The organism is Agromyces solani (genome assembly GCF_058349925.1).
Genome location: NZ_JBYRER010000003.1, coordinates 783,749 through 804,381, shown reverse-complemented (window position 1 = coordinate 804,381; position 20,633 = coordinate 783,749). Strand labels below are relative to the sequence as shown.

The following is a 20,633-nucleotide window of genomic DNA, read 5'->3' as shown; positions in this document are numbered from 1 at the left end:
ACCGGGCGACGGCGCGAGGCATCCGCCTCGGGTGCCGCGGTGAGCGGTGCGGAGCCCCTACTCGCCCTTCGCGCCGGCGTCGGTGACGCCCACGTCGGTGCGGTGGAAGTTCTGGAAGGACCGCGAGGCCGTCGGCCCGCGCTGGCCGAGGTAGCGGCTCGCGTACGCGGCCGAACCGTAGGGCTTCTCGGCCGGCGACGACAGCCGGAAGAAGCAGAGCTGCCCGATCTTCATGCCCGGCCAGAGTTTGATCGGCAGGGTCGCGACGTTCGACAGCTCGAGCGTCACGTGGCCCGTGAAGCCCGGGTCGATGAAGCCCGCGGTCGAGTGGGTGAGCAGGCCGAGGCGGCCGAGCGAGCTCTTGCCCTCGAGGCGCGCCGCCACGTCGTCGGGCAGGGTGACCTGCTCGTACGTCGAGCCGAGCACGAACTCGCCGGGGTGCAGGATGAACGCCTCGTCGGGCTTCACCTCGATGAGGTGCGTGAGCTCGGGCTGGTCTTCGGCCGGGTCGATGTACGGGTACTTGTGGTTGTCGAAGAGCCGGAAGTACCGGTCGAGCCGGACGTCGATCGACGACGGCTGCAGCATCGACGGATCGCTCGGCTCGAGCGCGATGCGCCCGAGTTCGAGCTCTGAACGGATGTCGCGGTCGGAGAGCAGCACGCGCCCAGCCTACCGACGGCCCCGGCGGTCGAGTAGCGCCGACGAGGGGTCGACCTCCCCGCCGGTCGAGTAGCGCCGACGAAGTCGACTTCTCCGCCGGTCGAGTAGCGCCGACGAAGTCGACGCGTATCGAGACCCGCAACGAGGCATCCATCGACGGCTTCGCTTGCTACGATGGTCACCGCTGCACCCCTCGGGATGCCGCATGCCGATGTAGTTCAATGGTAGAACTTCTGCTTCCCAAGCAGACAGCGCGGGTTCGATTCCCGTCATCGGCTCTGGAATGACCGGCGGAGGGCCCAGATGACGATCACCGCGTCGCCCGAAGCCCTCGCCGCCTACTGGCGCGAGGTTCGCTCGCGCATCCCCTCCCTGCCGGTGGGCGTGCCCGAGGCCTGGCCGTTCGGCGCGACGGCCGCCCACGCCGACGAGCTGCTCGAGCTCGTGCTCGCCGGCATCAAGACCGGCACCGCCTCATCGGTCTGGGACTACGAGGCGGCCGACGAGCGGATGCCCGAGGCGGGCGACCTCAGCATCATCCTCGACGGCCGAGGCGCACCGAAGGCCGTCATTCGCACGACGGCCGTGCGCATCGTGCCCTTCGACAAGGTCGACGAGGAGCACGCGCGCTCCGAGGGCGAGGGCGACCGCACGCTCCGCGCATGGCGCGAGATCCACGAGCGCTACTGGAGCGAGCACTCCGAGAATCCGCACGGGTTCGCCCCCGACATGCCGGTGCTGTGCGAGCGGTTCGAACTCGTCGATCCCGTGGGCTGACCCCGGGGGCCGGCGCAGCAGAAGGAGCAGAAGCATGAACCGACGCACCGTCGACGTCGTCGTGATCGGAGCCGGCCCCGTCGGCGAGAACATCGCCGACCGCACGGCGCAGGCCGGGCTCGACACCCTCCTCGTCGAGCGCGAGCTCGTCGGCGGCGAGTGCTCCTACTGGGCGTGCATCCCGTCGAAGGCGATGCTGCGTTCGGCGCACGTGCTGCGGCTCGCCCGAGCCGTGCCCGGTGCGGCCGAGGCGGTGACCGGCGAGCTCGACGTCGCCGCGGTGTTCGCGCGCCGCGACCGCTTCACCGGGCACCGTTCCGACGCCGGCCAGGTCGCCTGGCTCGAGAGCGCCGGCATCGGCCTGCTGCGGGGCAGCGGCCGACTCAGCGGTCGGCGCGAGGTCACCGTGGTCGGCGATGACGGCGAGACCACCGTCGTCACCGCCCGGCACGCGGTCGCCCTCTCCACCGGCTCGGTGCCCGTGCTGCCCGACGTGCCGGGCCTCGCCGAGGCGCAGCCCTGGACGACCCGCGACGCGACGAGCGCGACGACCGTTCCCGAACGGCTCGCGATCCTCGGCGGCGGGGTCAGCGCGGTCGAGATCGCGACCGCCTTCGCCGGGTACGGCAGCGAGGTCACCGTGATCGCGCGCAGCGGGCTGCTCGGCACCTTCGAGCCCTTCGCCGGCGAGCACGTCGCCGCCGGTCTCCGCGACCTCGGCGCGACCGTGCTCGAGCACACCGCCGTCGAACGCGTCCACCGGGTCGGCGACGGGGTCGCGATCGCGACCGACCGGGGTGTCGTCGAGGCATCCGAGATGCTCGTGGCGACCGGTCGCCGCGCGGCCGTCGACGGACTCGGACTCGAGACCGTCGGGCTCGACCCGACCCGCCGCATCGACGTCGACGACACGATGCGGGTGGAAGGCAGCGATTGGCTGTACGCGGTCGGCGACGTGAACGGGCGGGCCCTGCTCACCCATCAGGGCAAGTACCAGGCGCGTGCGGCCGGCGACGTGATCGCGGCCCGCGCACTCGGGCGCCCCGTCGACGATGCACCGTGGGGGGCCCACGTCGCCACCGCCGACCACCACGCCGTGCCGAGCGTCGTGTTCACCGACCCCGAGGTCGCCGCGGTCGGCCTCACCGCCGCAGCAGCACGCGACGCCGGACTCGACGTACGGGTCGTCGACTACGAGATCGGCCACGTCTCGGGGGCCTCGCTCTCGCGCGACGGGTTCTCGGGCACCGCCCGCATGGTCGTCGACGAGACCCGCGGCGTGATCGTCGGCGCCACGTTCACCGGGCCCGACGTGGCCGAGCTCGTGCAGACGGCGACGACGGCGATCGTCGGCGAGGTGCCGATCGGCCGCCTCTGGCATGCGGTGCCCGCCTACCCGACGGTGAGCGAGGCGTGGCTGCGGCTGCTGGAAGGCTACGGGAGGCCCGCCGTCTGATGCCCGCGCTCGGCGAAGCCGAGCACCCGCGCGTGCGCGCCATGCCCACCGCGGGCGGCGCCGCCCATCTAGAGTTGCCCCGTGGCTCCATTCGCGGCTCCGGCGCTCAGGCGTCGGCAGCGACTCCGCAACTTCCGGCTGCACCCGGCGCAGACCGTGGTCGTCGGCTTCGCCGCCGCGGTGCTCGGGGGTACCGGCCTCCTGATGCTGCCGATCTCGAAGGCCGGGCCGGGCGGCGCCTCCTTCGTCGAAGCGCTCTTCACCGCGACCTCCGCCGTCTGCGTCACCGGCCTGACCGTCGTCGACACGCCGACGTACTGGTCGTCGTTCGGGCAGGTGGTCATCATGGTGCTCATCCAGCTCGGCGGCCTCGGCATCATGATCTTCGCCTCGCTCATCGGCCTCGTGCTCGCCCGCAGGCTCTCGGTGCGCTCGCGCCTCAACACCGCCGCCGAGGCCAAGGCGACGGGTTTCGCCGACGTGCGAGGGCTCGTCCGCGGCATCGTGAAGATCACGTTCACCATCGAGCTCGGCGTGTTCCTCCTGCTCGGCGTGCGCTTCCTCGTCGGCTACGGCTACGGCCTCGGCGAGGCCGCCTGGCACGCCGGGTTCCTCGCGGTGTCGTCGTTCAACAACGCCGGCTTCGCGCTCTTCAGCGACAACCTCATGGGCTTCGTCGCCGATCCGTGGATCTGCCTGCCGATCTCGGCGTCGATCATCCTCGGCGGTCTCGGCTTCCCCGTGATCATGCAGCTCCGCAAGGAGTTCCGCCGGCCGCTGCACTGGACGATGAACACGAAGCTCGTGCTCTGGGGCACGGTCGTGCTGATCGTCGCCGGCACCGTGTACCTCACCCTCATCGAGTGGGACAATCCCGACACCCTCGGCGCGCTCGACCCGGGGGCGCGGCTGCTCGCGGGCTTCTTCCAGTCGGTGCAGACGCGCACGGCGGGCTTCAACTCGATCGACATCGGGGCGATGCACGACGCGAGCTGGCTCGGCATGGACGTGCTGATGTTCATCGGCGGCGGCCCGGCCGGTACGGCCGGCGGCATCAAGGTCACCACGTTCGCGGTGCTCTTCTTCATCATGATGACCGAGCTCCGCGGCGAGGCATCCGTGAACATCTTCGGCAAGCGACTGAGCCGCGCCGTCCATCGCCAGGCGATCACCGTGGTGCTCATCGCCGTCGCGGCGGTCGTCGCCGGCACGGCGGTGCTGCTGCTCATGACGGGCCTCGATCTCGACCGCGTGCTGTTCGAGGCGGTCTCCGCCTTCGGCACCGTCGGCCTCTCGACGGGCATCACGGCCGACCTTCCGGATGCCGCGAAGATCATGCTCGTCCTCCTGATGTTCCTCGGCCGCATCGGGCCGCTCACGCTCGGCAGCGCCATCGCGCTGCGCGAGCGCCGTCTCCTCTACGAACTCCCCAAGGAAAGGCCGGCCATTGGTTAGGTTCCCCATCTTCGGCGGCGACCCAGCGCGCCGCATCGCGGAGGCCGACTCGGTCGCCGTCATCGGGCTCGGCCGGTTCGGCAGCGCCCTCGCCCTCGAGCTCATGGCGGGCGGCACCGAGGTGCTCGGCATCGACGTCGACGAAGAACTCGTGCAGGCCCACAACGGCGAGCTCACGCAGGTGGTGCGCGCCGACTCCACGAAGGCCGAGGCGCTGCGGCAGCTCGCGATCGACGAGTTCGACCGCGTCGTCGTCGCGATCGGCGGGGATGTCTCGGCGTCGATCCTGACCTGCTCGGTCCTGCTGAACATGAAGATCCCCGTGATCTGGGCGAAAGCGGTCGACGATCAGCACGGGCTGATCCTCGAGCAGCTCGGCATCCAGCACGTCATCTATCCCGAGAAGGACATGGGCCGCCGCGTCGCCCACCTCGTACGCGGCGCCGCGCTCGACTACATCGAGGTCGCGCCGGGCTACGCGCTCGTCAAGACGGCCGCCCCGTCGATGCTGCACGGCAAGCGGCTCGGCGACACGGGCGTGCGCGCCAGCCACGGCATCACGATCGCGGCATTCCAGCACGGCGACGAGGCGTGGCGCAACGCCGACAACGCGACGACCCTGCACGCGGGCGACACGATCCTCGTCGTCGGTCCGACGGCGAACGCGGAGGCCTTCGCCCAGCTGCGTTGAGTTCCGCTCGGTGTTCGGCGGCCCCGAGTCGCGATGAGTGCCGTGAACCTTTCCCCGACCCGGGCCGTTGTTCAGGGGGGAGCCGACACGGGTTCCCTCGGCTGCTCCGATCCGATCTCACCGAAAGGCCGGCGCGGCCGAACACTCGAAGAGGAGAGAACTCATGTCGAACCTGCGCATCCTGATCGGCACCGGCGTCGCCGCGGCCGTGCTCGTGCTCGCCCCGGTCGCCGCCGCATCGGCGCACACCCACGGCATCACGCCGCTGCGGTGCACGTCGGCGCCCGCCAACGCCGGCGCGAACCAGACCAACTCCACCCCGGCGTCCGCGGCCGAGGGCGGCCCGCTCTCGGGCGTCATCCCGATCACCATGGGCGGGAACGTGCCGCTCAACGGCGGCGGCTTCGACGCAGCGGTCTGCGATCACTGACCCCGGGGCGAACGCCGGACGCTAGGCGGCCGGCTCCGTCGGCTCCGGCGTCTCGGCGGGCTCGTCGCTCGCGGCGTCCGCCGCCTGGTGCTCGGCGATCGCCTGGTCGAACGCGGCGATCGTCGCGGCGTCGACGGTCCCGGTCGGCTCGACGCCGAGATCGGTCTGCAACGCCGTCACGGCCTCGGTCAGCTCGTCGGTCCAGACGCCGTCGACCGGCCCGTCCCAGTAGCCGGCGAGCTTCAGCGTCTGCTGCACCGCGGCGGTCGAGGCGAGCGAGTCCTCGGCCGCCGCCGCCCCCTGCGCGGCGAGCTCGGCCTCGAGCGCCGCGGCCGTCGCCTTGTCGACCGTGCCCGTGACCGGCAGGTCGTTCGCCTCCTGCAGGTCTTCCACCGCCTGCACGGTCAGCGGGCCTGCGATGCCGTCGACGGTACCGGTGTAGTACCCGGCGGCGGCGAGGTCCTGCTGCAGCGCGAGCACGTAGGCGCTCACCGCGGCCTGGGCTTCGACCTGCTGGTCGTCGGTGAGGCATCCGGCTTCGGCGAAGAGCGCGAGCCAGGCCATCTCGAGCGCGACCACCGCACTGTTGAACTGCTCGGATGCCTCGACCAGCGGGGTCTCGTCGGTGATGGCGGCCTGCGCGTCGGCGAACTCGGCCTCGGCCTGCTTCACCCGGTCGACGGTCTCGGTCGCCACGGCCGGCGTGCCGGTCGGCACCGGCGTCGCCTCGGCGCTCGGCGTTCCCGTCGCCCCCGCCTCGACCTGGGCGAGCACGGCCTGGGCGTCGGCGAGCTCCTGCTGCGCGACCACGAGGTCCTGCTGCGCCTCGATCGCGGCCTCGGCACCGGCGAACGCGTCGTCGCGCGGTTCGGCGAGATCGGCGCCCGCCGAGCGCACGTCACCGACGGTCGGGGCGGTCGAGCGGAGCACGTCGCCGTACTGGTCGAGCGCCGCGATGTAGCTCTTGCTCGCGCCGCAGAACTCGGCCGACGCATCGGCATAGTCCACCTCGGCCTGCGTGAGGGCCTGCTCCTTGGCGGTGACCCGGGCCTTGGCCCGGTCGACGTCGCTCACCTCGCCCGAACAGGCGGTGAGGCCCGCCGCCGCGACCGCGATCCACACCGCGGCGGCCGTGAGACGCACCGGCGTCGTCGAGCGTTCGATCTTCATGCGCTGCCCCCTGCTTCCGACGAGTTCGGCCCAGCCTCGCACCACGATGACCGCCGCCGCCTCATGCCAAGCGCATGAAATCGGCCGCGGCATCCCGCCCCTCGAGAGGAGATCTCGAGAAATTTGGTATTCGGTGTTGCTAAGTACCGGTACTCAGTGTTACTTTCTAGTGGTACTCAGCAACACTGATTACCAGCGTCACTGAATAGCAGGCATCACCAGCAAGCAGAAGAAGGGGGTGGCCTCGATGGGCAAGCAGATGACGGAGATGCTCAAGGGCACGCTCGAGGGCATCGTGCTCGCGATCCTCGCCACGGCACCGGCCTACGGCTACGAGATCACGGCGCGACTGCGCGAGCACGGCTTCACCGACATCGCCGAGGGCACGATCTACGCCCTCCTCGTGCGGGTCGAGCAGCGCGGGCTCGTCGACGTCGAGAAGGTGCCCTCCGAGAAGGGCCCGCCGCGCAAGGTGTTCACGCTCAACGAGCGTGGCCGCAGCGAACTCGAAGAGTTCTGGAGGACGTGGAGCTTCCTGGCAGAACGCATCGAACAGCTCCACCAGACCGACGAATCGGAGAAGTGACCATGGCTGCCAAGTGGATCGAAGCCCTCACGGGCTCGCTCGAGCAGAAGAAGCAGTACAAGCAGGCGAAGGCGCGCATCGACGGCCTTCCCGCGCCCTACGCCGCCGCGGCCGGAGCCGTGCAGCGGTACCTCATGTACTCGGGTGACGTCACCGACGGCGACACCATGGTGCAGATGATCGTCGACCTCGCCGACCTGTTCGAGCGGGCCGCGATCGACGGCATCCCCGTCGCCGACGTGGTCGGCGACGACCCGGTCGAGTTCACCGAGACGTTCGCCCAGGCGTACGGCGGCAAGCGGTGGATCGACAAGGAGCGCGCTCGCCTCAACACGGCGATCGACGACGCGAAGAAGGAGCAGTCATGACCACCGTCACCGAACCCGCCATCCGGGTGCAGGGCGTCGAGAAGTCCTTCAAGGACCTGCACGTCCTCCGCGGCGTCGACTTCGACGTCGAGCGCGGCAGCATCTTCGCCCTGCTCGGCTCGAACGGCGCCGGCAAGACCACCCTCGTGCGCATCCTCTCGACCCTTCTGAAGGCCGACGCGGGCACCGCGACGGTCGGCGGGCAGGATGTCGCGGCGAATCCCGCCGGCGTCCGCGAATCGATCAGCCTCACGGGCCAGTTCGCCGCGGTCGACGAGGTGCTCACGGGGCGCGAGAACCTCGTGCTCGTCGCGAAGCTGCGCCACCAGAGGCAGCCCGGCAAGATCGCCGACGACCTGCTCGCCCGGTTCTCGCTCACCGAGGCCGGCGGCCGGCGCGCGGGCACCTACTCGGGCGGCATGCGCCGCCGGCTCGACATCGCGATGAGCCTGATCGGCGCCCCGTCGATCATCTTCCTCGACGAGCCGACCACCGGGCTCGACCCGCAGGCCCGCATCGAGGTGTGGCAGACCGTCAAGCAGCTCGCCGACGGCGGCACCACCGTCCTGCTCACGACGCAGTACCTCGACGAGGCCGAGCAGCTCGCCGACCGCATCGCGATCCTGCACCGCGGCACCATCATCCAGAACGGCACGCTCGACGAGCTCAAGCGGCTGCTGCCGGCGGCCAAGGTCGAGTACGTCGAGAAGCAGCCGTCGCTCGAGGACGTGTTCCTCGCCCTCGTCGGGGAGACCGGCGAGACCGGCGAATCCGGAGAGGCCGCGGGCGCGGCCGCCGACCAGAACAAGAAGGAGGCCGCACGATGACCACCCACGCCATCAGCGACACCGCCGTGCTCACCGGCCGCTCGCTGCGCCACATCCTCCGCAGCCCCGACACGATCATCACGACCGCGGTCACCCCGATCGCCCTCATGCTGCTCTTCGTGTACGTGCTCGGCGGAGCGATCAACACCGGGTCGAACGAGTCGTACATCGACTACATGCTGCCCGGCATCCTGCTCATCACGATCGCATCGGGCGTCGCGTACACGTCGTACCGGCTGTTCCTCGACCTGCAGGGCGGCATCTTCGACCGCTTCCAGTCGATGCCGATCGCCCGTTCGAGCGTGCTGTGGGGCCACGTGCTGACCTCGCTCGTCTCGAACCTCGTGTCGGTCGCGATCGTCACGGGCGTCGCGCTCATCATGGGCTTCCGCACGGGGGCCGACCTCTGGGCGTGGCTCGCGGTCGTGGGCATCCTGGTGCTGTTCACGCTCGCCCTGACCTGGCTCGCGGTGATCGCGGGGCTCTCGGCGAAGACGGTCGACGGCGCGAGCGCCTTCGCCTACCCGCTGATCTTCCTGCCGTTCATCAGCTCGGCGTTCGTGCCGACGGACTCGATGCCCGGGCCCGTGGCCTGGTTCGCCGAGAACCAGCCGGTCACCTCGATCGTCGACACGACGCGCGCCCTGTTCAGCGGCCAGCCCGTCGGCAGCGACATCTGGGTCGCCCTGGCCTGGCTCGTCGGCATCATCGTCATCGGCTACATCGGGGCGCTCGCGGCCTACCGCCGCAAGCTCAGCTGACGACCGGGATGCCGCGGCGAGTCGCGCCGCGGCATCCCGGCGCGGGCACGACCTGAGGGTCGGCCGCAGGGCCGGCCGAGAGAACATGGACGAGGAGGACTGAGATGAATTTCTGGGACACCATCACCGGCAACGACCTCCGCAGGGAGATGAAGGCGTTCGACGCCCGCGCCGAGGCGCTGCCGGCCGACTACCGGGCGGCCTTCGAGGAGATCAAGCTCCAGCTGTGGGGCTACTCCGACTTCACGGGCCGCAACCTGATGCCGATCCTCGACGGGGCCCTCGGGCTGCTCGAGGAGACGGCGTCCGAAGGACAGGGCATCGACGAGGTGCTCGGCGACGACATCCCCGGGTTCTGCCAGGCGCTGGCCGGCGGCGAGGGGGCGAAGGGCTTCCGCGACACGTGGCGCGAGCAGCTCAACCGCAACGTCGCGAAGAAGCTCGCACGACTGGGAGGCTGACATGGGAATCCACGACATCATCGAGGGCAAGCGCGAGTGGCGGGCCCACCTGGCCCGGGTGCGGGCGCTGCCGAAGGACTACCAGGTCGTCTACGGCGAGATCCAGAAGTACTACTTCAAGATCGGGCCCGTCGGGCTCGAGGACGGCACCCTGCTCACGGGCATCGTCGACTTCTTCGAGGAGGGCGCCGCGCAGGGCAAGGGCGCGATCGAGCTCGTCGGCGACGACGTCGCGGCCTTCGCCGACGACCTCGTGAAGGACACGCCGACCTACGCCGATCGCTACCAGGAGACGCTCGCCGCGAAGGCGCGCGAAGCCGGCGAGTGACGGCACGACGACGGGGACGCACCGCTCGGTGCGTCCCCGTCGTCGTGCATCATCCCGCGATCGACTGCAGCCTCGTGCGGATCTCCTCGCTCGTGTGCGTCTCCTGGTCGAGGTTCGCCTGGAGGAGCGCCGCCGCATCGGAGGCGCCCATCGCCGTCACCGGCACGAGCAGCGACTCGTAGGCCGAGATCTCGTAGTGCTCGTTCCCGAGTGCGCTCGCGAGCGCGGCCTGGTCGCGCAGCTTCGGCGCGCTCCGCTCGAGCAGCGATGCGGCCTGCCGGCTGATGCCCTTCGTGCTCGGCGACGGAGCGGTCGATTCCCGCAACTCGAGCAGGCGGAAGACCTGCTGCAGGTTCGCGATCTGCTCGCGCGTCTCGTCGGCGTGATGACGGAACAGCTTCTTGATCTCCGCGCTCTTGACCGCCGAAGCGAGTTCGCCGAGCGCCGCGAGGGAGTCGTTCTCCATCGTCATCGCCGTTCGCAGCTGGAAATGCAGCAGGTCGCCGGGGCTCTCGAGGCTCTGCTTGACCACGGGTTCGCCCCTCAGTCCCGGTCCGTGAAGACGTCCTTGGCGCGTTCGCCGGCGTCCTTCACCTCGTCGCCGGCCTGCTTCATGTCGGCCTTGGCCTCATCGATGTGGCCTTCGGCCTCCATCTCCTCGTTGCCGGTCACCTTGCCGACGCCCTGCTTGATCTTCGCGCCGGCTTCCTCGGCCTGGTGCTTGGCCTTGTCTCCGATTCCCATCGTCCTCGCCCTCCTTGTTCGAGTCCCTGGATGCCGGACCCCGCACCGTGCGATGTCGGGTCGGCACGGTGCCGGGCCGGCACCTGTGTTCCACGCTCGCACCGGCCATCAGGCCCCTCAAGGGATTGACAGTCCGCGGCCGATGTGCCGACGCGGGCGCGCGCGTTCAGGGCTCCGGCGTCAGGTCTCGACGCGCAGGACCCTCGATCCGACCGCCGTCGGCCGCGAAGCGACTGCCGTGCAGCGGGCAGTCCCACGTGCACTCCTCGTCGTTCCACGCGAGGATGCCGCCGAGGTGCGTGCACACCGCGGACACCCGGCGGGTGACGCCGTCGACCGTGCTGACCGCGACGGGAGGCACACCCCGGTCGACCCGCCCCTCGCCCTCGGCCGGCGCCGGCGTCGACGACCCCGAGATCGCGCGCGCGACACCGCCGAGGAGATGTCCGACGGCGTCGGCGTTGCGGACGACCGCCGCCGCGGCATCCGACGCCGTGCCCGGACGGTCGTAGAGCCGAGCCGCCCAATCCGGCCGGGAACCGGTGATCTCCTGCGCGATCGCGATGCCGGACGCCGCACCGGCGGCGAGCCCCCACTTGCCGAAGCCGCTTGCGAACCACGGGCCGTCCCGTCCGAGTCGGCCGACGTAGGGTGCCCCGTCGAGCGAGTCGTAGTCCTGCGCCGCCCACTGATGCGCGAGGCTCGCGCCGGGGAACCGATCCCCCACCCAGCGATGCAGCTCCCGCGCCCGTTCGGCCGTCGACCGCACCTGCCCCACCGCGTCGTCGTTGCCGGCGACGATCAGGTACTCCTCGCCGCCGCGGCGCGCCGGGCGGAGCGAACGGGTGTCGCCGTCGACCGAGAGGTGCATGCCCTCGATCCGGCGATCGCCGGTGCGGAAGGCGGCGACGTGCGATCGCGACGGCGACGTGCGGGCGAACGTCAGCCCGCGGTCGATGATCGGCGCCCCCGTCGCGAGCACGAGCGCCTCCGTACGGAGGGATCCCTGCTCGGTCTCGATCTCGTGGCCCGAATCCGACGATCGCACGTCGAGCACGCGACATCCCGGCACGACCGGTATCTCCGCGATGCGGGCGATCGTGACGAGCCGTCGGACGAGCACCATCGGGTCGAGCATGAACTGCCCGTCGAGCGCGATCGCCTCGCGCGCGCCCACGGGCGACTCCTCGGGCGCGGCCCACCGGACGTCGAGCTCGAGCTCGCGCGCGGCGGCGTGCTCGGCTTCCAGGCGCTCGACGCCGGCCGACGTCGTGGCGTAGCTGTACGCGGTCCCCTCCTCGAACCCCTCGTCGTGGCCGGAGAGGAGGGCGCGCAGCCATGCGGCACCGCTCCTGCAGGCCTCCAGGTAAGCCGCGGCCACGTCGAGGGAGTTCCGATCACGCACGGTCGAGAGCCTCGTGCCCTGCAGCAGGGTGACCTTGCCGGTCGAACCGCCCGTCGTGAGCGCCCCCGGTTCGGCGGCGTCGAGCACGGTCGCCCGACGGCCGGCGTGGGCGAGCTGCACCGCGACCGTGAGCCCGACGAGCCCCGCACCCACGACGAGCACGTCGTACGAGCCGTCCGCGGGGAGCCCGTCGACGGCGCCGGCCTCGATGCCTTCCCGCCAGAGCGATCCCATATCCTCATCGTGGCGACCCCGCGGCGAGCGCGCGAGGGCTTGACACCTCAGCCCCGCGGGGGCCGGCGCCACCCCGGGCGCGCGCGGATTCGCGACCCGGATGCCGGAAGTCAACCCCCTGCCGCCCGACCGACCATGTCCCTACCGTGGAACCGTCGCGACCCGACCGGCCGCGACACGACCGAACGGGGCCGAGGCCCCGGCGTTCCCCGAAGGAGGGACTCCCCGATGAACATCCTCTTGATCGTCATCGTCGTCATCGCCATCATCCTCGCCATCACCGGCGGGCTCGTGCAGTCGCTGAACTTCCTGCTGTGGGTCGGGCTCGTGCTGCTCGCGATCGCCGTGATCGCGTGGCTGATCCGGGCGATCTCCGGCCGCAACACGAGCGTGTGACGGCGAGCGCCGCGGCTTCGGCCGCGGCGCGTCAACCCGGTCTCTTCTCCAAGCGGACGAGCCGGTCGGCATCCCTGCGGGCTCGCCGACCGGCTCGTCCCGTCGAGGAGGCCTCTGCGGCGGGTTCGGGAGCCGCCCGTCACTCGTCGTGCGGAAGGAAGGGCTCGTGCCGGTAGTTGCCGGCGTCGAGGATCGCGACGGTCGACTCCGGCACCTCGACGAACACGCCGGGCACGTCGGTCAGCGGCTCCGACACGATGACGCGGGCCTCCCGGCCGAATCCCCGCAGCTGCTCCGAGTCGGGGTACATCTGCTGCAGGGTGGCCATGTCGAGCGAGTGGAACAGCGTGCGGGTACGCCCAACGCTCGAGTACCGGAAGGCCCACACGATCGCACCGTCCGACACCGCGACCGTTCCCTGCATCGGGAACTCGACGCCGTGCGCGTGCCCGACCTCCTCGACCTTGCGGATCGCCCGCGTCATGCCCGCGACCGGGTCGTCGCGCAGGCCGAGCGTGAGCGCGAGGTGGAAGAGCACCTCGCTGTCGGTGGTGCCGCGGATCATCGGGAAGAACTCCGGGTCGATCGCCAGCATGAGGTCGCGCCGCACTCCGGCGAACCCGCCGAGCCCTCCGTTGTGCATGAAGAGCCAGTTCTCGTGCCGGAACGGGTGGCAGTTGGTCTGCTGGATCGGCGGGCCGGCCGCGGCGCGGACGTGCGCGAAGAAGAGCGGGCTCTCGATCGCACGCGTGATCTCCCGCAGGTTCTCGTCGTGCCAGGCGGGCTCGATGCTGTGGAACAGCCACGGTTCGGCACCCGAGTTGGCGTCGGCGGGGTACCAGCCGACCCCGAATCCGTCGCCGTTCACGGTCTCCGCGCCGAGCGGCGAGTTGAGGGACTGGGCGACGAGCGAGTTCTTGGTGTCGAGGATCAGCCTCGCGGGCTGGATCGGCTCACCGGAGTAGGCCAGCCAACGGCACATGATCCACACCTCCAGAGCGGGTTACGGATGCTTCTGGGCCGACGATACGCCCCTTCGGGCGGCGGCGACAGGCGGAGTTCCGCGCCCGGCCCGGCGGCGGTCACGCCCGGCGTCGATACCGCAGGTACACGACCTCGCCGAATCGGCGCTCGTCGACGAGCTCGAGTTCGAGCCGCACCCCGTCGGGAATGAGCCGCGTGCCGCCGCCCACGACGATCGGGAACGCGAAGAGGAAGATCTCGTCCACGAGCCCGGCGCGCATTGCCTCGGCCGCGAGATGAGGGCCCGAGATCGACAGGTCCCGCGTCGCGTCGGCCTTGAGCTTCGCGACCTCGTCGGCATCGAAGCGCCGCTCGAGCCGGGTGCGGGCGGTCGTGACCCGCTCGAGCGTCGTCGAGTAGACGATCTTCTCGGTGTCGCCCCAGATCGCGGCGTAGTCGCGTTCGACGTCGGAGATCGCCGGGTCGCCGGCGAGCCCCTCCCAGGCGGACATGACCTCGTACATGCGGCGGCCGTAGAGGTACGTGCCGATCGGGCGTTCGAGGTCGTTCACGAACGCGTGCACGTCGGCGCCGGGCATCGCCCAGTCGAACGAGCCGTCGGCATCCACGACGTAGCCGTCGAGGGAGACGAGTCCTCCGGTGACGAGTTCGGCCATGCTGATCAACCCTCCGCCGGAGGCTCCGTCGCGGATCCGTCGGCCTTCTGCTCGCGCGGGCAGGCGGCGAGCTCGGTCATCTTCTGGGTCGCCTGGTCGTACGACCAGGGCAGTTCGACGACGGGCTGCTCGCGATCGTCGCTCGGCTTCGCCTTCGAACCGGCCGACGCCAGTGCGAACGCGGCCTCGCGTACGAAATCGGCGCCGGACGTCGAGTTGTTGAGGGCGATCACGACGGTGAGGCCCGTCGTGGGATCGGTGAACGCCGCGGTCAGCGCCCCGGCGGACTCGCCGGCGGTGCCCCTGAGCGGTCCGTACTCGGCGCCGCCGAATCCGTACGAATGCCAGACCGGTGCGTCGCCGCCGACCGGCTGGGTCGTCCACTGCTCGCGGGCGTGGCGCTCGTCGAGCAGGGCTCCGGTCGCGAACGCCTCGCTGAGGCGACGGACGTCGTCGAGATCCGACACGGCCCCGGCCGCGGCACCTCCCATCGAGCTGGATTGCGCGGAGTCGTCGTGGATCGTGTCGCAGACGGGCTTGCCGCCCTGCCATTCGGAGGCGTACGCGCCGAGCAGTCCGGCGTGCCCGCTGTCTTCGGGCGCCGGCAGCTCGGTGCGGTCGAGCCCGAGCGGCGCGAGGACGTAGCGGTCGGCGAGCTCGCTCCACGTGTCGCCGGTCGCCTCTTCGAGCGCCCGCGCCAGGAGCAGCACGCCGGTACGGGAGTACGACCAGTCGTCGCCGGGCGTGCCCGTGCGCTTCCCGGCGAGGCCGCTCGCGAGCAGTTCGTTGGGCGACCAGATGCGCTCGGGGTTCTGGATGAACTGGTTCTCGAGGCCGGGATAGTAGTCGCCGAGCCCCGAGGTGTGCCGGCACAGCTGCTCGAGCGTGATGCCGTCGAGACCGGGGACGCGGTCGACGTACTCGTCGACGTGGTCGTCGAGCGCCACGACGCCGGACTCGGCGAGCCGCAGGAGCACGGTGCAGGTGATCTCGCTCGTGACGGTCGCGAGGTGGAAACCGGTGTCGACGGTTACGGGCCGCGAGTGCTCGGTGAAGTCGACCTCGCCCGAGGCGGCGCTCCAGCCGCCCGACCACGGCGCCCACACGCCGGCCACCCCGCCGCTCGACCCGCTGAGCGCGATCGCCTGGTCGAGCGTCGCCTGGAGCTTCTCGGCGACCTCGTCGTCGAGCGGGGCTTCGACCGGCTCGAATCGACTCGACGGGTCGACGGTGCCGCCCGTGCACCCGGCGAAGCCGAGTGCGGCGATGAGGGCGGCGATCGACGCGGCGACGGCCCTCGCCGTTCGCCGCCTGCCCCCAGTCCGGTCAGCCACCGTGCCCCCTCAGCCGTGTGTCCGCAGAAATTGTAACCCGCGTAGGCGGCGTCGCCCTGGTCGACGGGCGTCACCCGGGCGATGCGCGCACCCCTCGTACAGTTATGTCCGGAACGGCCCGAAAGGTTCCGACCCGGTCACGGGTCAGCGTGCGACGGTGCCGATCTCGCGCGCGGCGCCCGCCATGAACCGCTCGACGTTGCGGTCGACGATGATGTCGCTCGGCCGGAGCGGCCGCTGCAGGTAGAGCCCGTCGAGCGCCGTGAGCCGGCTGAGCGCGACGTACGTCTGGCCCGGGCTGAACACGCGCGGCCCGAGGTCGACGATCGCCGTGTCGTAGCTCGCCCCCTGCGACTTGTGGATCGTCACCGCCCACGCGAGCCGCAGCGGGAACTGCGTGAACTCGGCGACGATCTCCTTCTCGAGCTTCTTGCGCACCGGGTCCCAGCTGTACCGGTACTTCTCCCAGGTGACGGGCTCGACCTCGTGCTCCTCGCCGTCGATCTCGACGCGCACCTCGCGCTTCAGCGAGGTGATGGTGCCGATCGTGCCGTTCACCCAGCGCTGCCCCTCGGGACCGACGGCGGTGTCGTTGCGCAGGAACATCACCTGCGCGCCCACCTTGAGCTCGAGTCGTTCGTCGGCCGGGAACGCGCGCCCGCCGAAGTCGCCGTTGACCTCGGCCTCGTTCGCCTGCGAGGTGCCCGGCAGCCGGTGCAGCGCCGTCGCGTTGATGCGGTTCACGGTGCTGTTGGTCGTGGCGAGTGTGATCGCCCCCTGCTCGGGCAGCGGGCGACGGGCGCCGACGCCGTTGAGCACTCCCGCCATCTCCGCGGTCACGCGGCCGTGGCGAACCGCGTTGAGCAGCTGCTTGAACTCGTCGTCGTGCTGACGGTGGATCTCGCCGAGCTCGAAGATCTTCAGGTCGGCCTCGCGCCACACCTTCGCGTCGAAGAACCACATCGAGTCGTACGTGTCGGCGAAGTAGGCCCGCTCGTCGGCGTCGCCCGGCACCGGCGCGAGCTGGTACGGGTCGCCGAAGAGCACCACCTGGGCGCCGCCGAACGGCTCGAGCGGGCGCTGTCGCGCCTGGCGCAGCGAACGGTCCATGGCGTCCATCAGGTCGGCGTTGACCATCGAGACCTCGTCGACGACGAGCGTGTCCATCGCGTTGAGGATCTTGCGCACCGTGTCGTTCTGGTCGATGTCGTGGTCGGCGATGACGCCGATCGGCAGCCGGAACAGCGAGTGGATCGTCTGCCCGCCGACGTTGAGCGCCGCGACGCCGGTCGGCGCGCAGATGACGATCTGCTTCTTCGTGTGCCAGTTCAGATGGTTCAGCAGCGTCGACTTGCCGGTGCCGGCCCGACCCGTCACGAAGACGTGCTCGCGGGTGTCCTCGATCGCCTGGAACACCGCGGACTGTTCGCGGGAGAGGGTCACGTTCTGCACGGCGGGCTTTCGACGATCGGCGGATGCCTCGGAGCGGCGCCGCACGCGGGCGTCGCGCGGCGCTCCCACTGTAACCACACCTGCGGGTCGAGACGGGCAGCCCGGGAGGTCTCGAACCCGCACCGGCCCGTCGAGGAGGGGTGCGGCGACCGTGTCGGGATCACGCGCCCGCAGGACCTGTGGAGATCCTCAGGTCGGTGCGGCGCGCGACCGTAGACTTGGGCGCGTGGGGAATGCGGGCGGAGAGCGGATGCGCGTCTCGCCGCGTGCGGTCGTCGCCTGGTGCGCACTCGCCGTGCTCCTCGGCGGCGCGTTCCTCGCCGCGCTCGGCGGCCTGAACCAGTCGCTGTACGGCGCGGCCAGTTTCGTCGAACGCTACCTCGAGGCGATCGCCGACGACGACATCGGCACGGCCGCCGCGACGCCGGGCGTCGCCCTCGACGCGGCGGAGCTCGAGGCGCTCGGCCTGCCCGCCGACATCTCGACCGCCATGCTCCGCTCGGGCGTCGTCGAGTCCGGCCCCGAAGACGTCGCGATCGTGAGCGACGTCGCGAACGCCGACGGCAGTCACTCGGTGACGGCGAGCTACCGGCTCGACACCGAGATCGCCGAGTCGACGTTCGAGGTGCGTCCGATCGAGCCGCTCTACGGGCTGCTGAACCGGTGGGAGTTCGCGGACAGTCCGCTCGCCGTGATCGAGGTCACCGCGGCGCACAACCCGCTCTTCACCGTCGGCTCGCTGACGCTCGATGCCCGGGCGGCGAAGCCGGCGGACGAGCTCGCGGCCTTCACGCAGGTCACGCCCTACCTCGCGATCGCGCCGGCGGTGTACGAGTTCCACTACGAGTCGACGCTGCTCGCCGCGGTGCCCGTCGTCGTGCCGGTCGACGCCGGCGAGCAGGTCGCCGTCGAAGTCGACGCCCAGCCGACCGCCGCGTTCGTCGAACGCGTGCAGACCAAGGTCGACGAGTACCTCGCGGCCTGCGCCGCACAGCACGTGCTGCAGCCGGCCGACTGCCCGTTCGGCATCGAGATCGACGACCGCGTCACGAGCGAGCCGCAATGGAGCATCGTGACGACCCCCCAGGTGACGCTCACGGCGGGCGAGAACTCGTTCGACATGCCGCCGACCGAGGGCGTCGCGCACATCTCGGTCGAGGTGCAGGACCTCTTCGACGGCCATTACTACACGCTCGAAGAGGACCGCCCGTTCACCCTCGCACTGGCGGCGACGATCCGGCCCGACGGCTCGATCGCGATCCAGCTCAAGTAGGCGCGGCCCCGCTCCGCCGGTCGACCGGGCGTCAGCCGGCCGAGCTCTTGTCGTGCTCGGCGATCGCCGCGAGCCGCGCGTTGTAGGCCTCGAGCTCGGCGTCGCCCGTGCGGTCGGCGTGGCGGTCGCGGCGCTTCGACTCCTTCTCGTCGCTGCGCGACCACTGGAACGCCACCGTGATCGCGAGCGCGACCGTGGGGATCTCGCCGATCGACCAGGCGATCCCGCCGCCGAGCTGCTGGTCGGCGAGCGCGTCGGTGCCCCAGCCCATCGCGCCGTACCAGTCGGCGAGCATGAGCCCCGTGCCCGACATGATCGCGAGGCCGAAGAACGCGTGGAACGCCATCGTGCCGAGCAGGAGCAGGAGCCGGAACGGATACGGCAGCCGGTAGGGCACGGGGTCGATGCCGATGAGCGACTGCACGAACAGGTACCCGGTGATCAGGAAGTGCGCGACCATCCACTCGTGCCCGATGTGGTCGAGCATCGTCCACCGGAACAGCGGCGAGTAGTAGAACACCCAGAGCGACCCGGCGAAGAGCACGGCGGCGACGATCGGGTTCGCGATGATCGACGCGAACCTCGAGTGCACCGCGAGCAGGATCCACTCGCGCCCGCCGCGCGATCCGTCCTTGCGTGGACGGATCGCCCGTGCCGCGAGCGTCACGGGCGCGCCGGGAACGAGCAGCACCGGCACCGCCATCGTCAGGGCCATGTGCCCGAGCATGTGCGCCGAGAACAGGTACTGCTCGTAGACGTTGACGCCGCCGTTGGTCACGTAGGCGAGCAGCAGGAGCCCCGCCACCCAGAGCACCGCGCGGTAGGCGGGCCACTTGTCGCCCCGCTTGCGGAGGCGCCGGACGCCCGCGAGGTAGAAGAAGATGCCGAACCCGCAGGCGAGCAACCAGATGAGGTCGGGGTTCCACTCGGTGAAGTAGCGGAACGTCTCGGGCCACGGCGGCAGCGGCGTGCCCGTGAGGATCTCGGCGGGCGTGCGCGCGAGCTCCCCCGCCTCCTCCGACACGGGGGTCGCGGTGCGCCCGAGCGCCGCCGCGACGCCGGACGCGATGCCCATGAACGCGAGCTCGCCGACCACGACCCACCAGAACCGCGTCGTCGATCGAGCGGCGTCGCCCCGCGACATCCCGCTGATCATGAACCGTCGGTACATCGCACCGAACAGGCCGAGCGCGATGAGCGCGGCGACCTTCGCGAGCACGAGCACGCCGTACTGGGTCGCCAGCTGGCTCCAGGTGCCGATGCGCAGCGCCGCGCTCGCGTAGCCCGAGATCGCGACCACGATGAAGCAGACGAGCGCGACCGTCGAGTATCGTGCGAGCACGACCGGGAGCCGCTTCGCTCCGAGCTCGCGCCTGAGCAGCACCATCGTGAGCAGCCCGCCGAGCCACATCGCGACGAACACGAGGTGGAGGCCCAGGCTCGTCACGGCGGCGGCGTGCCCGGCGGCGCCCGCGGCGTGGCCCTGCTGCGCCATGGGCACGAGCGAGGCGACCGCGAGCACGGTCACGAAGACGAGCGCCGTGTGGTTGCGCACCGCGAAGCACAGCACCGTGACGGTCGCGGCGACGAGGGTCGTGATGAGCCACGCCTGCCCCAGCTCGATGGTCGTCACGAACTGGCCGAGCTTCTGGCCGAAGGCGTCGCTGAGGTCGAACGGCACGGCCGTGACGAGCACGAACGTGAACAGCCCGGTCGCCGCGCTCGCGACGGTCATGACGGCGGCCGACGCGGCGGCGACGTCGAGGGCGAGGTCGAACTCGCGGCGCTTCGGGCTGAGGGCCCAGACGGCGAGCGCGAGCGCACCGATCATGCCCGCGGCGCCGAGGTTGACGAAGAGCTTCGCGACGGGCACGCCGTACCGGGCGACGGGCCCGGGATCCTGGATCAGCTGCTCGTCGGCTCCCCCGCCGTAGGCGAGCGCGACGAAGGTCGCGAGGAGGGCGACGGCGGTGAGCACGGCGGGGCCGAGCACGCGGACGGAGCGGGGCACCGAACCAGCCTAGACGGCGGTGACTGGATGCCTCGTGGGTGCGCCCGCCCCGAGGCATCCGCCCCCTCACCGTTTCAGGAAGGAGACCGCTGTTCAGGACGAGATCGCGGGAATCGTCCTGAACAGCGGTCTCTTTCCTGAATCGCTGCAGGGCGGGAGACGACGGAGGGG

At 70.9% G+C, this 20,633-nt stretch carries 23 protein-coding genes and 1 tRNA gene; 14 read left to right on the top strand and 10 right to left on the bottom strand.

The features are described 5' to 3' along the window. Window positions 1-57: 57 nt before the first annotated feature. On the bottom strand, window positions 58-663 hold the full coding sequence (dcd, locus tag AC3RJ7_RS16155) for a dCTP deaminase (RefSeq protein WP_491456860.1): 606 nt from the start codon (window positions 661-663) through the stop codon (window positions 58-60). Between the two features lie 207 nt (window positions 664-870). On the opposite strand from dcd, the gene AC3RJ7_RS16150 reads away from it, so the two are divergent. The 6 genes from AC3RJ7_RS16150 (at window position 871) to AC3RJ7_RS16125 (ending at window position 5,472) form a co-directional block, all read left to right on the top strand. Next, window positions 871-941, top strand: a tRNA-Gly gene (locus AC3RJ7_RS16150). 25 nt (window positions 942-966) lie between these two features. After that, window positions 967-1,440 carry an ASCH domain-containing protein gene (locus AC3RJ7_RS16145; RefSeq protein WP_491456859.1) on the top strand — a complete coding sequence of 158 codons (474 nt, stop codon included), beginning with the start codon at window positions 967-969 and terminating at the stop codon, window positions 1,438-1,440. 34 nt (window positions 1,441-1,474) lie between these two features. Beyond that, a complete protein-coding gene (locus AC3RJ7_RS16140) occupies window positions 1,475-2,896 on the top strand; it encodes a dihydrolipoyl dehydrogenase family protein (RefSeq protein WP_491456858.1) in 1,422 nt (473 codons plus the stop codon). Window positions 2,897-2,977: 81 nt separating this feature from the next. Further along, the gene (locus AC3RJ7_RS16135; protein WP_491456857.1) at window positions 2,978-4,351 is read left to right on the top strand and encodes a TrkH family potassium uptake protein; all 1,374 of its coding nucleotides are present in this window, start codon (window positions 2,978-2,980) and stop codon (window positions 4,349-4,351) included. After that, window positions 4,344-5,042 carry a potassium channel family protein gene (locus AC3RJ7_RS16130; RefSeq protein WP_491456856.1) on the top strand — a complete coding sequence of 233 codons (699 nt, stop codon included), beginning with the start codon at window positions 4,344-4,346 and terminating at the stop codon, window positions 5,040-5,042. Before AC3RJ7_RS16135 ends, AC3RJ7_RS16130 begins: the two co-directional genes overlap by 8 nt. Before the next feature lie 163 nt (window positions 5,043-5,205). Then, the gene (locus AC3RJ7_RS16125; protein ID WP_491456855.1) at window positions 5,206-5,472 is read left to right on the top strand and encodes a hypothetical protein; all 267 of its coding nucleotides are present in this window, start codon (window positions 5,206-5,208) and stop codon (window positions 5,470-5,472) included. 21 nt (window positions 5,473-5,493) lie between these two features. Here AC3RJ7_RS16125 and AC3RJ7_RS16120 read toward each other — a convergent pair whose 3' ends face one another. Next, window positions 5,494-6,642 (bottom strand): peptidoglycan-binding domain-containing protein, encoded by a 1,149-nt coding sequence (locus AC3RJ7_RS16120; protein ID WP_491456854.1) that lies wholly within the window; start codon window positions 6,640-6,642, stop codon window positions 5,494-5,496. 247 nt (window positions 6,643-6,889) lie between these two features. On the opposite strand from AC3RJ7_RS16120, the gene AC3RJ7_RS16115 reads away from it, so the two are divergent. From AC3RJ7_RS16115 to AC3RJ7_RS16090, 6 genes are all read left to right on the top strand, one after another. Then, on the top strand, window positions 6,890-7,228 hold the full coding sequence (locus AC3RJ7_RS16115) for a PadR family transcriptional regulator (protein WP_491456853.1): 339 nt from the start codon (window positions 6,890-6,892) through the stop codon (window positions 7,226-7,228). A 2-nt stretch (window positions 7,229-7,230) separates the two neighbouring features. Further along, window positions 7,231-7,596, top strand: coding sequence for a DUF1048 domain-containing protein (locus tag AC3RJ7_RS16110; RefSeq protein ID WP_491456852.1), 366 nt, complete (start codon window positions 7,231-7,233; stop codon window positions 7,594-7,596). Next, window positions 7,593-8,423 (top strand): ABC transporter ATP-binding protein, encoded by an 831-nt coding sequence (locus AC3RJ7_RS16105; protein WP_491456851.1) that lies wholly within the window; start codon window positions 7,593-7,595, stop codon window positions 8,421-8,423. Before AC3RJ7_RS16110 ends, AC3RJ7_RS16105 begins: the two co-directional genes overlap by 4 nt. Then, window positions 8,420-9,184, top strand: a complete 765-nt coding sequence (locus AC3RJ7_RS16100) for an ABC transporter permease (RefSeq protein ID WP_491424895.1) — start codon at window positions 8,420-8,422, stop codon at window positions 9,182-9,184. Before AC3RJ7_RS16105 ends, AC3RJ7_RS16100 begins: the two co-directional genes overlap by 4 nt. 104 nt (window positions 9,185-9,288) lie before the next feature. Continuing rightward, the gene (locus AC3RJ7_RS16095; RefSeq protein ID WP_491456850.1) at window positions 9,289-9,645 is read left to right on the top strand and encodes a DUF1048 domain-containing protein; all 357 of its coding nucleotides are present in this window, start codon (window positions 9,289-9,291) and stop codon (window positions 9,643-9,645) included. A 1-nt stretch (window position 9,646) separates the two neighbouring features. Beyond that, window positions 9,647-9,973, top strand: a complete 327-nt coding sequence (locus tag AC3RJ7_RS16090; protein ID WP_491456849.1) for a DUF1048 domain-containing protein — start codon at window positions 9,647-9,649, stop codon at window positions 9,971-9,973. A 49-nt stretch (window positions 9,974-10,022) separates the two neighbouring features. Here the strand turns inward: AC3RJ7_RS16090 and AC3RJ7_RS16085 are convergent, their stop codons facing one another. The 3 genes from AC3RJ7_RS16085 to AC3RJ7_RS16075 form a co-directional block, all read right to left on the bottom strand. Continuing rightward, window positions 10,023-10,505: a YciE/YciF ferroxidase family protein gene (locus tag AC3RJ7_RS16085; RefSeq protein ID WP_491456848.1), complete on the bottom strand. Its 483-nt coding sequence runs from the start codon at window positions 10,503-10,505 to the stop codon at window positions 10,023-10,025. A gap of 11 nt (window positions 10,506-10,516) precedes the next feature. After that, a complete protein-coding gene (locus tag AC3RJ7_RS16080; protein ID WP_491456847.1) occupies window positions 10,517-10,717 on the bottom strand; it encodes a CsbD family protein in 201 nt (66 codons plus the stop codon). Window positions 10,718-10,883: 166 nt separating this feature from the next. After that, window positions 10,884-12,356 (bottom strand): FAD-dependent oxidoreductase, encoded by a 1,473-nt coding sequence (locus tag AC3RJ7_RS16075; protein WP_491456846.1) that lies wholly within the window; start codon window positions 12,354-12,356, stop codon window positions 10,884-10,886. 228 nt (window positions 12,357-12,584) lie between these two features. On the opposite strand from AC3RJ7_RS16075, the gene AC3RJ7_RS16070 reads away from it, so the two are divergent. Continuing rightward, a complete protein-coding gene (locus tag AC3RJ7_RS16070; protein WP_491456845.1) occupies window positions 12,585-12,752 on the top strand; it encodes a hypothetical protein in 168 nt (55 codons plus the stop codon). Window positions 12,753-12,891: 139 nt separating this feature from the next. Here AC3RJ7_RS16070 and AC3RJ7_RS16065 read toward each other — a convergent pair whose 3' ends face one another. From AC3RJ7_RS16065 to AC3RJ7_RS16050, 4 genes are all read right to left on the bottom strand, one after another. Beyond that, window positions 12,892-13,734 (bottom strand): class II glutamine amidotransferase, encoded by an 843-nt coding sequence (locus AC3RJ7_RS16065; RefSeq protein WP_491456844.1) that lies wholly within the window; start codon window positions 13,732-13,734, stop codon window positions 12,892-12,894. A gap of 100 nt (window positions 13,735-13,834) precedes the next feature. Beyond that, complete coding sequence (locus tag AC3RJ7_RS16060; protein ID WP_491456843.1) at window positions 13,835-14,392, bottom strand: dihydrofolate reductase family protein; 558 nt, start codon at window positions 14,390-14,392, stop codon at window positions 13,835-13,837. Between the two features lie 5 nt (window positions 14,393-14,397). After that, window positions 14,398-15,726, bottom strand: a complete 1,329-nt coding sequence (locus AC3RJ7_RS16055; RefSeq protein ID WP_491456842.1) for a serine hydrolase domain-containing protein — start codon at window positions 15,724-15,726, stop codon at window positions 14,398-14,400. A 144-nt stretch (window positions 15,727-15,870) separates the two neighbouring features. Then, window positions 15,871-17,178, bottom strand: a complete 1,308-nt coding sequence (locus tag AC3RJ7_RS16050) for an ATP-dependent DNA helicase (RefSeq protein WP_491456841.1) — start codon at window positions 17,176-17,178, stop codon at window positions 15,871-15,873. A 226-nt stretch (window positions 17,179-17,404) separates the two neighbouring features. On the opposite strand from AC3RJ7_RS16050, the gene AC3RJ7_RS16045 reads away from it, so the two are divergent. After that, complete coding sequence (locus AC3RJ7_RS16045) at window positions 17,405-18,451, top strand: hypothetical protein (RefSeq protein WP_491456840.1); 1,047 nt, start codon at window positions 17,405-17,407, stop codon at window positions 18,449-18,451. Window positions 18,452-18,482: 31 nt separating this feature from the next. On the opposite strand, the gene AC3RJ7_RS16040 is transcribed toward AC3RJ7_RS16045, so the two are convergent. Beyond that, entirely contained in the window at window positions 18,483-20,462 is a 1,980-nt protein-coding gene (locus AC3RJ7_RS16040) for a bifunctional copper resistance protein CopD/cytochrome c oxidase assembly protein (RefSeq protein WP_491456839.1), read from the bottom strand. Window positions 20,463-20,633: the final 171 nt, after the last annotated feature.

Bases quoted from the DNA above. Each gene is read 5' to 3' on its own strand.
- AC3RJ7_RS16145 (WP_491456859.1), top strand. From the start codon at position 967: ATGACGATCACCGCGTCGCCCGAAGCCCTCGCCGCCTACTGGCGCGAG.
- AC3RJ7_RS16140 (WP_491456858.1), top strand. From the start codon at position 1,475: ATGAACCGACGCACCGTCGACGTCGTCGTGATCGGAGCCGGCCCCGTC.
- AC3RJ7_RS16125 (WP_491456855.1), top strand. From the start codon at position 5,206: ATGTCGAACCTGCGCATCCTGATCGGCACCGGCGTCGCCGCGGCCGTG.
- AC3RJ7_RS16120 (WP_491456854.1), bottom strand. From the start codon at position 6,642: ATGAAGATCGAACGCTCGACGACGCCGGTGCGTCTCACGGCCGCCGCG.
- AC3RJ7_RS16115 (WP_491456853.1), top strand. From the start codon at position 6,890: ATGGGCAAGCAGATGACGGAGATGCTCAAGGGCACGCTCGAGGGCATC.
- AC3RJ7_RS16110 (WP_491456852.1), top strand. From the start codon at position 7,231: ATGGCTGCCAAGTGGATCGAAGCCCTCACGGGCTCGCTCGAGCAGAAG.
- AC3RJ7_RS16105 (WP_491456851.1), top strand. From the start codon at position 7,593: ATGACCACCGTCACCGAACCCGCCATCCGGGTGCAGGGCGTCGAGAAG.
- AC3RJ7_RS16100 (WP_491424895.1), top strand. From the start codon at position 8,420: ATGACCACCCACGCCATCAGCGACACCGCCGTGCTCACCGGCCGCTCG.
- AC3RJ7_RS16095 (WP_491456850.1), top strand. From the start codon at position 9,289: ATGAATTTCTGGGACACCATCACCGGCAACGACCTCCGCAGGGAGATG.
- AC3RJ7_RS16090 (WP_491456849.1), top strand. From the start codon at position 9,647: ATGGGAATCCACGACATCATCGAGGGCAAGCGCGAGTGGCGGGCCCAC.
- AC3RJ7_RS16080 (WP_491456847.1), bottom strand. From the start codon at position 10,717: ATGGGAATCGGAGACAAGGCCAAGCACCAGGCCGAGGAAGCCGGCGCG.
- AC3RJ7_RS16075 (WP_491456846.1), bottom strand. From the start codon at position 12,356: ATGGGATCGCTCTGGCGGGAAGGCATCGAGGCCGGCGCCGTCGACGGG.
- AC3RJ7_RS16070 (WP_491456845.1), top strand. From the start codon at position 12,585: ATGAACATCCTCTTGATCGTCATCGTCGTCATCGCCATCATCCTCGCC.
- AC3RJ7_RS16065 (WP_491456844.1), bottom strand. From the start codon at position 13,734: ATGTGCCGTTGGCTGGCCTACTCCGGTGAGCCGATCCAGCCCGCGAGG.
- AC3RJ7_RS16060 (WP_491456843.1), bottom strand. From the start codon at position 14,392: ATGGCCGAACTCGTCACCGGAGGACTCGTCTCCCTCGACGGCTACGTC.